Here is a 13383-nt window from a genome sequence, read left to right as displayed (position 1 = left end):
GATTGGAAATCGGCGTGTGCAATGGCACTGCGTGCCATTGCACACGCCCAATTTCATTGGGCTAATAATCCGAGAGCACCTTGGGGGGGAGCGCGGCGCGGAGGGCGTTGAGGACGGCGAGGACATCGATGATCTCCTGAGCGACCGCGCCGGTGACGGGCGAGAGAAGCCCGGCGGCCCCGAGGAGCATGCCGACAATACTGAGAACCATGCCGCCGACCGCGCTCTGGAGGGCGATGCGGCGCATGCGCTGGCCGATATGCATCAGCACATCCACTTTCTCCAGCGAGCTATCGAGGATCACGGCATCGGCGGCCTCTCCGGTGATCTCAGAGTTGTTGCCAAAGGCGATCCCGACTGTCGCGGCGGTGAGTGCCGGCGCGTCGTTGATCCCATCGCCCATAAACACCGTGGGGGCTTTCTTGGTCTCGGCGCGGACGAGCTCAAGCTTCTGCTCGGGGCTCTGGCTGGCGAAGACCTCGGTGATTCCGACCTTTTCTGCAAGATAGGACACCTCGCTGGCACGGTCGCCGGAGACCAGCAGGACGCGCTTGATCCCGTGGCGGGGCGCGAGGTGCTGGATAAAGTGCGCCCCCTCGGGCCGGGGCTCATCGCGGAAGCGCAGCGCCCCGGCGTAGCGATTATCAACAAGGACGACACACTCCATTCCCGCGACCGCCTCCGGGAGGGCAGCGGCCTGATCGGGGTAGTGCGTCGTGAGCTTCTTGCGGCTGGTGACATGCACACTGCGCCCCGAGATCTCCGCACGGAGCCCGTCGCCAGGGAGCTCCCTCACCTCGCTGGCGTCTCGCAGGGTGAGCGTCTTCTCCTCGGCGGCCTCGAGAATCGCACTGGAGAGCGGGTGCTTGGAGTAGCGCTCCAGGCTGGCGACCAGGGTCAGGAGCTCGTCTTTATCGAAGCCTGGCACGGTGAGGAGCTCGGTGAGCCTGGGCTTGCCGTAGGTGAGGGTCCCGGTCTTGTCGAAGAGGGCGACCTTACACGTGCTCAGGTTCTCCAGCACCGACGGGTCTTTGATGATAATGCCCTTGCGCGCCGCCAGCGAGATAGAGCCGATGATAGCGATGGGGATGGCGATCAGCAGCGGGCAGGGCGTGGCGATCACCATCACGGCAAGAAAGCGCAGGGGGTCGTGGGTGACGAGCCCGGCGACCAGTGCGATCCCGACGGCAAGCGGCGTGTACCAGGCCCCGAGCTTGTCGGCGATCCGGCGGAGCTGGGGGCGGTTCTGCTCGGAGTCGCGCATCACCTGCATGATCCGGGCGTAGCGCGAGTCCTGGGCAGGCTTGTCGCAGCGGATGGTGAGCGCGCTCTCGCCATTGATCGCCCCCGAGAGCACGGTGGTCCCGGGTGCCTTGGAGACCTGGTACGGCTCCCCCGTGAGGTAGGACTCGTCCATAGCCCCGTGACCGTCGAGCACCGTACCATCGACCGGGCAGAGGGCATGGGGAAAGACCACGAGCGTGTCTCCCACCCCAACCTCCGCCAAGGGCACCTCGGTGAGTTGCTCGCCCACCTTGCGCTGCGCCAGGGTCGGCATGCGCTTGGCGAGGGCTTGCAAAACCGACGACGCGCTCTTTGTCGCATAGGCCTCCAGCGCCTCGCCGCCCGAGAGCATCAGCACAACCAGCGCTCCGGCGAGATACTCCCCCAGCAGCACCGAGGTCACGATGGAGATTCCCGCCAGCAAGTCCGAGCCGAACTCACGCCGGGCGAGCTTCTGCAAGAGCTCCCAGACCAAGGGAGTGCCCCCGAGCGCCAGCACCGCAAAGAGTGGCAGGTTGGTAGGAAGCGAAGCGGCGTGAAATCCGAAGCGTAGCCCCAGGTGGAGCGCGATCCCCGTGAGCGCCAGTAGCGCGATCCCGAGCTGTAGTCGTGTTGTTTTCTCGTGCATATTCTCTCTGCTCACAAGCCGGCCTTCGCGTGGACGGTAAACGTCCCGCTCACCCAGAGGGTACCCGGGCCTTTGGCCGCCTCCTCGTCCCTCGTCGGTACAGGCTTGTTCCGAGCGAAGCGAGGCGGCGCGAAGCGCCCTATAGCCGCACGATTTCCGTGCTGGCTTGCCCGACGTTTACCGTCTGGGCACAACGCAAAAGCCCTGTGAGACGTAACGATGTAATCGTCAGTCCCACAGGGCTTGGTGTCCTGCTGCCTCTCATTCGTTTTAGAGAGAGGCCCGGCTGCACTTATCGGAGCTACCCACAAGCCGCCTGATCTGTGAAGATTCTATCCGAGAGCCCACCCCCACGCCATCCCCTAAACGGCGGAGTCAACCCGATCAGAAAACAAACCCAGACCATGAGGGGGCTGTGTCGTGTCCATCCACCGTCGTGAGGCGGACCACCTGGCTCCCATCAACATTCATCACCTCAATCTCGTCGTTGTTGCTGAACCCACCAAACCCCTCATTTGCCTGGAAGACAATTTTTGTTCCATCAGGAGAAAAGCGTGGAGAGTAGCGCCCGCTTGCAGATATCTGCGTCACCCCGGTCCCATCCGAATTCATAATACAAATAGAGGTATTTAAATTTTTATAAAAGTTATACATAATTCTCTTTCCATTTGGAGAAAACGAAATCCCAGAGACGTTTCCCGATGGATCATTCGACAGTTTCTTCTGCCCCGTGCCATCTACATTCATGATCCAGAGCTCAGAGCTCCTGACAAATGCAATCTGAGCCCCGTCTGGCGAGATAACGGGTGACGATTCCAACTCCGACGATGCCGTCAGGCGTCGCTTCTCACTTCCATCAATATTCACACTATAGATAGTGCTTGCTCCTGTCTGGCTGTTGGTGAAGAGGATTTTACTTCCATCTGGGGTGAAACACGTCGCGGCGTCTGTTCCTGGACCACTCGTTAAGTTTTTGGCTCCCGTTCCATCAACATTCATCAGGTAGAGATCTCCCTCCGTGGGATTGTCATATCGGGTATAGACAATACTCTTCCCATCCGGCGAGAAAATCGGAGATCGCTCCTGAACCGTGTTGTTCGTAAGCCGTGTCTGGTTCGTGCCATCCGCGTTCATGATATAGATCCCGGCCGCTCCATATCTTTGGCTGACAAAAACAATACGGGTGTTGGCCAAGGTGAGACCGTTCTGGAGCGCCACGGCAACCGTCTTCCCGGACTCTTTTTCCCGCACGGAGACCGTCACGCGCCCCGGATTCACCGCGGTGATCGTCGCGCTTGCCGCCGACGGAACCAGGTTAAAATCGACAGAGTTGCTGCTACTCCACTCCCACAGCGACGGGTCTACCAAGACAGTCTCATCCAAGGAGTTGAGCGCCTGAGCAGTCAGGGTGCGTGGCTCTCCGATTACCAAGGGGCTGGCATCGTAGCCCAGCTGCACCCGAGAGATGGTGGAGTCCATCGTGACCGTGGCCTCCGCGGTCTGACGCGCCACGAGCACGAGGGGAACGGTTCCGGTCGCCTGTGCCACACCGGTTCCATCGCTGTTGGGGTAGGCCGTGGCCTTCACCTGGACGGTCTGAACCTCCAGGTCGTTGAAGACCACGGTGCTGGTGTTCCCCGATGCGGGGCGGGCGACGACCTTGGGAGCTCCGAGCAGTGCCCCCTGGCTATCGCGAATCTCTACCTTGATACTCTGTGCCGCAAGCGGGATAAGCCGCGTCCGCTCGGGCCAGCGAATGGTAAAGGCGACGCTGGCACTGCGCGACGTTCCTACACCAGCTCTAGAGTCCGAGCCACCACAACCCACAAGCACGCCGAGCCCCAACAACGAGAACAAGCAGGTGATTCCGACGACTGAGATACGATTTCGCATTCTACTCCCACTCCCTAACGACAGCTAAGTTTACTACATCCCTTGTAGGTGGAGCAAAGTAATCCGCGTTTTTCTAAGATTGCGTAACGCATCACCGGCTGTCACAAGGGAGCTGGGGACAGAGCCGGTCCTGGGTTCACACCTGGCTCCTGGGCGGTGTCTTGCTCTTCGCTGGAACACTGGTGGCTATTTTCTGCCCGAAAAAGGAGCTCGCCGTGGTCGCGTCCTTACTACTGCTTGGCGGAATCGTCTTCTCGCTCCAAGGGCTTCTGAGCTGACGGGTTATTCCATCGCCGTTTTATCAGCCAGATACTTCCCACTATCAGATTGACCGCAAAAACGATAATCGACGTGGTGACCAGTGCCGCTATGAAAAGCAGACCTACAGGAGTCAGTGCCGCTAGCTCCTGTGAGGTAAGCTTTCCAGCCTGGTATGCCTGCTCATCGCGCCAGTTTATGTAAAGCGCAGAGGCCACGGGCACCCCGAGCCAAAAAATCAGGTTACCGGCTAGCCAGAGTGCGATTTTCATGGAGCAGGACCTCGGCCGCTTTGACAATCGCGGCGGCGTCCATTCCGACCAGCTCGCGCAGCTTGGGGATCGTCCCGTGCTCCACAAAGTGATCCGGCAGGCCGATTCGGGTCACTTGCACCTCGGTGAGGCCACGGTCGGCGAGGAGCTCGACAATCGCGCTGCCAAAGCCTCCCGCCAGGATACCGTCCTCGACCGTGATGAGCTTTTTGGTGCGGCGCGCGAGGGCGAGAATGGCCACTTCATCAAGCGGCTTGACCCAGCGCGCGCTGAGAACCTCGACGGAGTGCCCCTGGGTCTCCAGCGTGTTGGCGGCGATCAGCGCCTCGCTGACGATCGGACCGAGGGTGACAATGCCGATATCGTCGCCGCGCCGCAGGGTCTCGGACTGTCCGAGCTGGATTGGGGCGACCGTGTCGGTGAGGTTCTCGCCGCCACCGCGCGGGTAGCGCAGGGCGATGGGGCCCTTGCCATACGAGAGCGCGAACTTGGTCATCTCGCGCAGTTCCTGCGGGTCCTTGGGCGAGAGAATCACCAGATTGGGGATCGAGCGCAGGTAGGCGATATCCATCGTCCCATGGTGGGTCGCGCCATCGTCCCCGACCAGCCCCGCACGGTCGATCGCAAAGACTACCGGCAGGTTCTGGATACAGACATCGTGGACAATCTGGTCGTAGGCGCGCTGCAAGAAGGTCGAGTAGATCGCGCAGACTGGGGTGAAACCCTCGGCGGCGAGCCCCGCAGCGAAGGTCACCGCGTGCTGCTCAGCGATCCCCACATCGAAGTAGCGCTTGGGGAACTTATCGGCGAACTTGGCCAGGCCCGTGCCATCAGGCATGGCGGCGGTGATCGCGACTACTTTATCGTTATTCACTGCCACTTCATTGAGACTCTCGACAAAGGCCTGGGTGTAGGTGACCCCACTGGACTTCTTCTCCATCTTGCCGTCTTCGATCGAGAAGCCCGTGGTCGCGTGCCAGGTGCGCTGGTCTTTCTCGGCGGGCTCGTAGCCCTTGCCCTTGGTGGTCAGGACATGGAGCAGCACAGGGCCGTCGAGGTGCTTGGCGTGCTCGAACACTTGGATCAGAAAGTCCGTATCGTGGCCGTCGATGGGCCCGATGTACTGAAAGCCCAGCTCCTCGAAGAAGAGACCGGTGTTGGCGGGCGAGGTAAAGTGAGTGGCGGCGTGCTTGGCTCCGGCGGCGGTGCGGTAGAGCAGGCCATCTTTGTTGAGGGTCTTCTTGACCGTGCTCTCCACTTTCTGGTAGGTGGGCATGAGCCGCAGCTTCGCCAGGTAGGTCGCCAGCGCCCCGACATTCTCGGCGATACTCATCTCGTTGTCGTTGAGCACCACCAGCATCTTGGTCTTCTGGTCGCCGATATTGAGCAGTGCCTCCAGTGCCATCCCGCCGGTGAGCGAGCCGTCCCCGATAATCCCGATCACGCTCTCGTTGGAGCCACGCAGGTCGCGCGCCTTGGCAAACCCCAGCGCGGCGGAGAGGCTCGTCGAGGCGTGGCCCGCGCCAAAGAGATCAAACTCGCTCTCGTCGCGGCGCAGGAACCCCGAGATTCCCTGGTACTGCTTGATCGTGTGGAGCTGCTTCCAGCGCCCGGTGAGCATCTTGTGTGGGTAGCACTGGTGGCCGACATCCCAGATCACCTTGTCTTTGGGCAGCTCGAAGACCTTGTAGAGCGCGACCGTCAGCTCGACCACCCCCAGATTCGGCGCAAAGTGCCCCCCGACACGGGAGATGGTCTGGATCAGACCCTGGCGTACCTCGTTGCAGAGGGCCTTGAGCTGGGCGGAGTCCATGCTCTTGAGATCGGCGGGGCCAGTGAGCTGGTCGAGAATCGGGAATTGGTCCATAGTTTTCACTTTTCACTTTGTCAAGCAAAGTTCTTCACAAACATCCTACCGCGACATGGCGGGCCTGTCAAACACTTCCAACAAGGATACCAGGTTTTCAGTTCCGGGGATTAAAATCCCCGGCATGAAGGATAGGAGCGCCCCGTGGGCGCAGATACCTTAGCGCTCTGCGCGTCCTCGGGACGCTCCCCAAAATCCGAGGCGGGTAATTTATTGCCCGACCAAGCGGATATACTCATGGTATGCGCCACGTTACGCCACACGAGAGGCTCCTTGCTCAGGCACGCGATCCGCGCCTGACGACTTCCGCTCTGCTTGCCCAGGCACTTGAGGCGGTGCGGCAGGATTGGGAGAGCGACCAGGACATTCACAATCCTGCGCTTCTGATCTTGCAGCAGCGGGTGACCGAGGAGGTCTTTGTAGCGGCAAGCACGCTCTGCATGCGCCCCGACCCCGCCGAGCGCCATCTTGGGGTGCTGATCCTGCGCGAGTTTCCGGGACTGGGTCGCCCTAAGCCCTTTGCGGTTCGCGCACTCCCCGTCCTCGAGCGCCTCGTGGAGCGCGAGACCGACGCGCTGGTGCTGTCTTTTGCAGTCTCCGCGATTGGCTGGCAGCAGCACCCGCTGGCCCGCCCGCTCCTCCTGCGCTTCCTCCACCACCCCGATGCTGCACTGCGTCGGCTTGTCGCCAGCAACCTGACGTGCTGCGACCTCGCCAATCCCCTCCCCCCCGAGTCGATCCGCGCCTACGAGCAGCTCTGCCAAGACCCCGACGACGACGTGCGCTGGTACGCCCACGCCACACTGCAGGATCTTGTGGAGTACGCGGTGCCTCTTCCCCCGGCTCAAAAAGCAGCCCTTACCCGCTTGCTTGCCGGGGGGTGAACGCCGGGGATTGAAAGCCCCGTCTCCGAGTAGGGAGCGCCCCGTGGGCGCATAATACGAAATTCTTCGCGCGTCCTCGGGACGCTCCCTCTCCTCTGCCGGGGACTTTCAGCCCCCGGCAGCCAGGCACTCCCGCACAAACGCCAGGCTCTTGGTGAGGCTAGCGGCCTTCTCCTCAGGAGTCACGCCGCTGATGCTGCACTCATAGGCGAGCCAGCCGGTGAAGTCTTGCTCTCTCAATACCCGAAACGCCGCGACAAAGTCAATGTCTCCTGTGCCAGGCTCCTGCCTTGTATTATCGGCGAGGTGCAGGTGGTGCACGAGCTTTCCAGCATCCCGTAGCGCTTGCGGGGAGCTTGTCTCCTCGATGTGCATGTGGAAGAGATCGGCGAGGATTCCGACCCCGGCAGGGCTTCCCGCGAGCTCGATCACACGCTGGGCATCGGCGAGCCTTCGCAGGTAGTGCTGCTCGTAGCGGTTGAGTGGCTCCAGCAGAAAGAGCGTGTTGTGCGCCGCCGCGTGGGGCGCGAGCTCCGCAAGCGCCGCGACCATCAGGCCGTCTTCCAGCTCAATCGCGGTCTTGTAGGGCGAGAGATCAGGGACTTTGGGGCCACCAAAGATCGGGGGGACGATCTGACCGGCCGCACCGACCTCGCCGCAAAACTTCAAGAGCGCCTTACTGCCCTCAATGGCCTTGCGCCGCTTCTCTTTGTCGGGGTCGAGAAAGTCAAAGCACGGGTTGCCGCCGGGGTCGGCGTTGCCACAGACACTAGAGATGGCCACGAGGCCGTTGATCGCCTCGGCATCGCGCAGGCACTTTTCGAGCCCCCCGCCCCAGACCCCGAGCTCTAGGCCGTCCACCCCATTGTCGTGCGCCCACTTGGCCTTCTCCGCCGTGGTCGTGCCCGGAATCAGCCCGAGCTGCAGTGCGATTTTCATGGGCGCATTCTACCTGGCCCACCGCCTCTCTAGGCCGATGTCCCCCACTCAAAGAGAAGATAGCTGGTCGGGAGCTGTGCCAGAACCACCTGGCAGTTCCAAGCATCGCGCATCCGCAGACCTGCTTCGTAGCCATCGAGGTGCTGGATAAAGGCAGGCAGGGGCAGGACCATCCCGCTCCCGTAGCGTTGCACGGTGTCCGCAAACTCAGCTTGCGTGATCGGCTCACAGAGCACAGACTCCGCAATCCGCGTAAAATACGGCTCGGGCTGCTGCCAGTCCATCGCCTCTTGTGCCTTGATCCAGAACCGCAGCGGGTCGGGACAGTCCGTCCGCGAACCACGGATCGCGTAGCTTGACTGCTCGGCGCTTCGGGCAACAAACGCATCGTAGCCAAATCGCAGCACGTCGAGCGGTGGTGCCTCCCCACCGATCTCAGAGCGCCACCGGGTAAGAAACTCCTTTTTCGTGAACATCCCTCGTCTCCTGAGACCAGTCTACCCATTTTAGTAAGCTCTGGCTGTGAGGCTATAGAGCAGCACTATGGACGATAACTTTAGCCCCGAGTCCCTGCCATGGGTCTGTTTTTCCTGTCGCAAGGCGTTCCGCAAGCCGGTCGCGGCGGACGGTCCCTTTCCCTGCCCGAGCTGTCGCCAGCCGCTGCAGTTTATGGGGGCTGCGTTTCAGGCCCCCCGAAAGACCGCAACGCGCCAGTGGACACATCTTGCGACTCTCTACCAAGCCGGCGTGCGCTTCCAGCACCGCAACGGAGCCACCGGAGCACGCACGGCAAGCGACCTCGCCGCCCAGCTCACCGAGCAGCGCCGCGACACCCAGACCGAGGCCGAGCGCATCCTAGCCATCAGCAAGCAACGCAAGCGCAGGCAACCAACCCGCTAGCCCGGCACGGGCTTTGAGGCGGAACGCCACTGCAGACGCCGATTTCCAATCGGCGGCCCGTATAATGCCGGTATGAAGTCAGCAAGGGTGCGAGTCGTGGGTGGTGTCCCTCGGATCGAGGTGGATGGCAAGCCGACACGGGCGCGGATTTTCTGGGGCGGGGCCAGCGCCTCGCCGGTTCCGATCGGGGCGGAGCGGGAGATTGCGTTCTCCTTTGTCGCCCCGCTCACAACAGAGACGGCGACGATCCACTTCCGCTTCGGGCAAGAGCTCGGCAAGGTAGGGGTGCGCGGGGTGCGCATTGTCGAGGCGGGCTCTGGACAGGAGGTGCTGGGGGCGCAGCCGGTCTGGAAGGTCTGGCCGCCAAGCGAGGAGAGCCGGGTGGTATTTGGCGAGGGCGGCTTTGCCGCCCAGGTGATCGCACCGCCACCGGGCAAGGAATGGCCGGACTTCCATGTCTTTCACGAGCACCAGCTAAAGCTCACCAAGGGCAAGACCTACCACGTCCGCCTGCGCGCCGATGCCACGCCCGCCCGCAGCCTGACGGTCGCGCTCTACCAGCCGGGGACAACCTACACGTTTCTCGCGGGGCCGTCGGTGCAGTTCGAGAGCCAGGTCAAGCTCGCCGCCGCCGCGGGGGTGAATATCGTCAGCTTTGAGGTCGCGCTTCCCTGGCCTGCTCCCGGCGAGCCGCTGGACTATCGGGCCTCCGACGCCGCCTGTGAGCGGGTGCTGGCCGCCAACCCCAAGGCCCTGCTCCTGCCCCGAATAGGAGTCTATCCCCCACCGCACTGGCTCAAGTCCCATCCCGACGAGGTCATGCGCTGGGACGATGGCGCCCACGGCGGAGGGATGGCAAGCGCGGCATCGGTGGCCTACCAGCGCGACGGTGCCGAGCGGCTGGCGGCGCTGGTGACACACCTGGAAGCGATGTTTGGTGAGCGCGTGATTGGCTATCACCCCACGGGCCAGAACACCGGCGAGTGGTTCTGGATGGACTCCTGGACCGGTGCGCTCCCGGGCTACGCGGCCTGTGATCGCACTGCCTGGGACGCCTGGCGAGCCGCACAAAAGCTCCCGCCCGCCCCCGTCCCCACACCCGCCGAGCGCAAGGCCAAGACCCCCTCGCCCACGGTGATCGACTTCCACCGCTTCCTCTCCGAGAGCATCGCCGATGCGGCCCTCGCGATGGCAAGCGCGGTCCGAAAAGCCAGTAAGGGCAAGAAGCTCTCCCTCCTCTTCTACGGCTACGGCTTTGAGTTCGCCCCCATGCCCAGCGGCCCGGCCAACAGCGGCCACTACGCGCTCCACAAGCTACTTGCCTCGCCCGCCGTGGATATCCTCTGCGGCCCATTTTCCTACTTCGAGCGCAGTGTCGGTGGGGTTGGCCCGGTGATGAGCGCCGCGGAGAGTGTTCTGGCCACCGGAAAGCTCTGGCTCAACGAGGACGATACCCGCACCTACCTCGCCAAAGAGCGAACCTTCCCCGGCTGGGACTCGGGCGCGGACACCGTCGAAAACACGCTCGGGATTCTGCGGCGCAACCTGGCGCAGAACGCCTGCCGCAACCACGCGACTTGGTGGATGGACCTGCCGGGCACGGGCTGGTTCGACGATCCCAAGCTCTGGGAGGAGCTGCGAAAATTCGTCGCCTGGGACGACTACTTCCTCGCCCACCCCACGCCGTTTCGCCCCGAGATCGCCCTCGTGCTCGATGAAACCGCCGTCTATGGACTCTCCCCCAACGCCGCTCAAAACGCACCGCTCTCCACAACGCGCAAGGCCCTCGGGCTGGTCGGAGCGCCCTACGGCCAGTACTTGCTCGACGATGTCCTGGCAGGCCGCTGTCCGGCCAAGTTACTTGTCGTGGTGTTAAGCCAAGCGCTTCTCCCCGAGCGGCGTGCCGCCCTGGAGCGTGCCGCAAAAGGCAAGGTGATCTATTTTCTGAATGAACGTGGCACCAGCACAGAGGATCTCCGCACCGCGGCTCGCCAAGCGAAAGTCCACTTTTATGTCCAGACCGAAGCCGTGGTCTTTGCCAATGGGCCACTTCTCGCCATTCACGCCGTGAAAGACGGCCCCGTCGACGTGGTGATGAAACCCGGTAGCAAGCCGGTGACGCTCACTCTCAAGAAAGGGGAGACGCGGATTCTCGGGAGTCCCCGCGTCACTGGGTAGAGCGAACAAAAAGCCCGACTCCGTAGTCGGAATCGGGCTCTTTCCTGTTCTCTCCCCCACTTGTGGGGGCCGGGGGCAAGCTAGTTCTCCAGCAGCTCGGACTCTTTGGTCTTGGTCATCGCCTCTAGCTCGGCGACGTACTTATCCAGCAGCTTCTGGACATCTTTCTCCGCACGCTTGGCCTCATCCTCGGTGACCTCTTCGTCCTTTTTGAGGTGCTCGTTGGCATCGCGGCGGATGTTGCGCAACGCAACCCGACCGGCCTCGGCCTTTCCAGCGAGCTGCTTGACAAACTCCTTGCGGCGCTCGGTGGTGAGGGCGGGGATATTCAGACGAATCCGCATGCCGTCGTTGTTAGGATTGAGGCCCAGGTTGCTGTTCATGATCGCTTTTTCGATCAGCGGCATCGCGGCCTTGTCCCAGGGCTCGATCAGGAGCACGCGGGGCTCGGGCGACGTGATATTGGCCAGGTCACGGACATTCATCGGCGAACCGTAGTAGTCCACCTTGAGGCCATCGAGCATCGCGGGGTTGGCGCGGCCCGTGCGCAGGGTCGCAAAATCAGCGGCGGTGGACTCCAGGGTCTTGCCCATACGAGTCTCGGTATCTTTTAGAATGGAAGAGACGCTCACGATTGACTCCTCTCGACCAGCGTCCCGATCGGCTCTCCGAGCACGGCGCGCTGGATATTGCCTGCCACATTCATATCGAAGACAATAATGGGCAGATTGTTCTCCATACAGTGGGTGAAGGCGGTTAGATCCATCACACGCAGCTTCTTGTCCAGCGCCTCTTCAAACGTGAGGTTGGTGTAGGGCTGGGCATCGGTGTGCTTGCGGGGATCCTTGTCGTAGACAGCATCGGTGCCGTTCTTGGCCATCAGCACCACATCGGCCTCGATCTCCACGGCGCGGAGTGCGGAGGCGGTGTCGGTGGTGAAGTAGGGGTTTCCCGTGCCTCCCGCGAGGATGACCACGCGGCCCTTCTCTAGGTGGCGGATCGCACGGCGGCGGATAAAGGGCTCCGCGACCTGCGGGATGGGGATCGCGGTCTGCACACGCGTGTCCACGTCCAGCTTCTCCAGGGCATCTTGCAGGGCCATCGCATTGATGACGGTTGCAAGCATGCCCATGTAGTCGGCCTGGGCACGGTCCATCCCTTGCTTCTCCCCGACGGAGCCGCGCAGGATGTTCCCGCCTCCCACCACAATGGCGATCTGTGCGCCTCCGGCATGGATCGCAGCCAGCTCAGAGGCGATCTTTTGGATGGTCTCCGGCTCGATTCCATAGCCTTGATCTCCGGCGAAAGCCTCGCCGGAGAGCTTGAGCAGGACGCGCTTGTAGTGAGGGCGGGATGCCATGGCTGGTGCTTACCCTTCCGCCTTCTTGACGGCCTCGCCGACCTGGAAGAAGGCAAAGCGCACCAGAGCAGCGCCCGGGGTCTCCTTCACCAGCTGCGCCACCGTCTTTTTATCGTCGCGGATGTAGGGCTGGTTCAGTAGGACGATCTCGCCCAGGAACTTATTGAGGCGGCCCTTGACCGCGCCCTCGATCACCTGCGCCGGCTTGCCCGCCATCTTGGGATCGGCGGCGGTCTGCTCGGTCAGGATCTTGGTCTCCTTCTCGATTGTCGCCGCATCCACATCCTCAGAGGACAGGAAGCGCGGCTTGGCGAAGGAGATATGCATCGCGATCTCGCGGCCGAGTTCCTCGACATTCTCGCCCGAGAGCTCCACCATCACCCCGATCTTGCCACCGTCGGTCTGGGGCCCACCCGGGTTGTGGACATAGCTCACCAGCGTGTTGCCGGCAGCAGCATTGAAGCGGGTCAGGCGGCCAAAGACAATCTTCTCGCCGATCGTGCGCACGGTCTCGTCGTAGAACGCCTTCAGACCCGGGTCTGCCAGGACCTCGTCGGGGGTGTTGCCCTTCCCAACCGCGGTCTTCTCGGCCAGCAAGCGTGCAAGGCCCTTGAAGTCATCGTTGCGCGCCACAAAGTCGGTCTCGGAGTTGAGCTCGACCAGAGCGCCATCCGTGCCACCGTCGGTGATGTAGGCCATGATCAGCCCCTCACCCGCCACACGGTCGCCCTTATCCTTGACACCCTTCTTGCGCAGCAGCTCGACCGCCGCCTCCAGGTCACCGTCGGTCTCGCCCAGTGCCTTCTTACACTCCATCATCCCAAGGCCGGTGCGCTCGCGGAGCTGCGCGACCATGCCCGCTGTAATTGCCGCCATTTCTGTACGTGTTCCTTTCGTTGTCACAGAGCAAAGGGTAGGAT

At 62.4% G+C, this 13383-nt stretch carries 12 protein-coding genes and 1 riboswitch; of the genes, 3 read left to right on the top strand and 9 right to left on the bottom strand.

From position 1 onward, the window contains the following. Window positions 1-61 precede the first annotated feature (61 nt). From HNQ39_RS17915 to dxs, 4 genes are all read right to left on the bottom strand, one after another. On the bottom strand, window positions 62-1912 hold the full coding sequence (locus tag HNQ39_RS17915) for a heavy metal translocating P-type ATPase (protein WP_184199553.1): 1851 nt from the start codon (window positions 1910-1912) through the stop codon (window positions 62-64). Between the two features lie 227 nt (window positions 1913-2139). After that, window positions 2140-2246: riboswitch (NiCo riboswitch) on the bottom strand. A gap of 50 nt (window positions 2247-2296) precedes the next feature. Then, window positions 2297-3805 carry a TolB family protein gene (locus tag HNQ39_RS17910; RefSeq protein ID WP_184199549.1) on the bottom strand — a complete coding sequence of 503 codons (1509 nt, stop codon included), beginning with the start codon at window positions 3803-3805 and terminating at the stop codon, window positions 2297-2299. A gap of 230 nt (window positions 3806-4035) precedes the next feature. Continuing rightward, complete coding sequence (locus tag HNQ39_RS17905; protein ID WP_184199546.1) at window positions 4036-4335, bottom strand: hypothetical protein; 300 nt, start codon at window positions 4333-4335, stop codon at window positions 4036-4038. Next, window positions 4307-6202, bottom strand: coding sequence for a 1-deoxy-D-xylulose-5-phosphate synthase (dxs, locus tag HNQ39_RS17900; RefSeq protein WP_184199543.1), 1896 nt, complete (start codon window positions 6200-6202; stop codon window positions 4307-4309). The genes HNQ39_RS17905 and dxs overlap by 29 nt, the downstream gene beginning before the upstream one ends. Window positions 6203-6444: 242 nt before the next feature. Between dxs and HNQ39_RS17895 the strand changes: the two genes are divergently transcribed. Beyond that, entirely contained in the window at window positions 6445-7086 is a 642-nt protein-coding gene (locus HNQ39_RS17895; RefSeq protein WP_184199540.1) for a HEAT repeat domain-containing protein, read from the top strand. A gap of 108 nt (window positions 7087-7194) precedes the next feature. Here the strand turns inward: HNQ39_RS17895 and HNQ39_RS17890 are convergent, their stop codons facing one another. Both HNQ39_RS17890 and HNQ39_RS17885 read right to left on the bottom strand, forming a co-directional pair. Continuing rightward, window positions 7195-8025, bottom strand: a complete 831-nt coding sequence (locus HNQ39_RS17890; protein ID WP_184199537.1) for a sugar phosphate isomerase/epimerase family protein — start codon at window positions 8023-8025, stop codon at window positions 7195-7197. A 29-nt stretch (window positions 8026-8054) separates the two neighbouring features. Continuing rightward, window positions 8055-8501, bottom strand: a complete 447-nt coding sequence (locus HNQ39_RS17885; protein ID WP_184199533.1) for a hypothetical protein — start codon at window positions 8499-8501, stop codon at window positions 8055-8057. 67 nt (window positions 8502-8568) lie between these two features. On the opposite strand from HNQ39_RS17885, the gene HNQ39_RS17880 reads away from it, so the two are divergent. Together HNQ39_RS17880 and HNQ39_RS17875 are read left to right on the top strand one after the other, a co-directional pair. Then, window positions 8569-8925: a hypothetical protein gene (locus tag HNQ39_RS17880; protein ID WP_184199531.1), complete on the top strand. Its 357-nt coding sequence runs from the start codon at window positions 8569-8571 to the stop codon at window positions 8923-8925. Between the two features lie 72 nt (window positions 8926-8997). Further along, on the top strand, window positions 8998-11103 hold the full coding sequence (locus HNQ39_RS17875; protein WP_184199528.1) for a hypothetical protein: 2106 nt from the start codon (window positions 8998-9000) through the stop codon (window positions 11101-11103). Window positions 11104-11183: 80 nt separating this feature from the next. On the opposite strand, the gene frr is transcribed toward HNQ39_RS17875, so the two are convergent. From frr to tsf, 3 genes are read right to left on the bottom strand one after another with little or no spacing between them, the layout of a single operon-like run. Next, a complete protein-coding gene (gene frr / locus HNQ39_RS17870; protein WP_184200433.1) occupies window positions 11184-11696 on the bottom strand; it encodes a ribosome recycling factor in 513 nt (170 codons plus the stop codon). 35 nt (window positions 11697-11731) lie between these two features. Further along, the gene (gene pyrH, locus HNQ39_RS17865; RefSeq protein WP_184199525.1) at window positions 11732-12463 is read right to left on the bottom strand and encodes a UMP kinase; all 732 of its coding nucleotides are present in this window, start codon (window positions 12461-12463) and stop codon (window positions 11732-11734) included. Window positions 12464-12472: 9 nt separating this feature from the next. Next, window positions 12473-13339: a translation elongation factor Ts gene (tsf, locus tag HNQ39_RS17860; RefSeq protein WP_184199522.1), complete on the bottom strand. Its 867-nt coding sequence runs from the start codon at window positions 13337-13339 to the stop codon at window positions 12473-12475. Between the last annotated feature and the right edge of the window lie 44 nt (window positions 13340-13383).

Origin of the sequence: Armatimonas rosea, assembly GCF_014202505.1 — a bacterium.
In the GTDB taxonomy this organism is placed as follows: Bacteria; Armatimonadota; Armatimonadia; order Armatimonadales; family Armatimonadaceae; genus Armatimonas; species Armatimonas rosea.
Note: the sequence above shows the minus strand (reverse complement) of the source record. Positions and strands in the feature narration are given on the sequence as shown.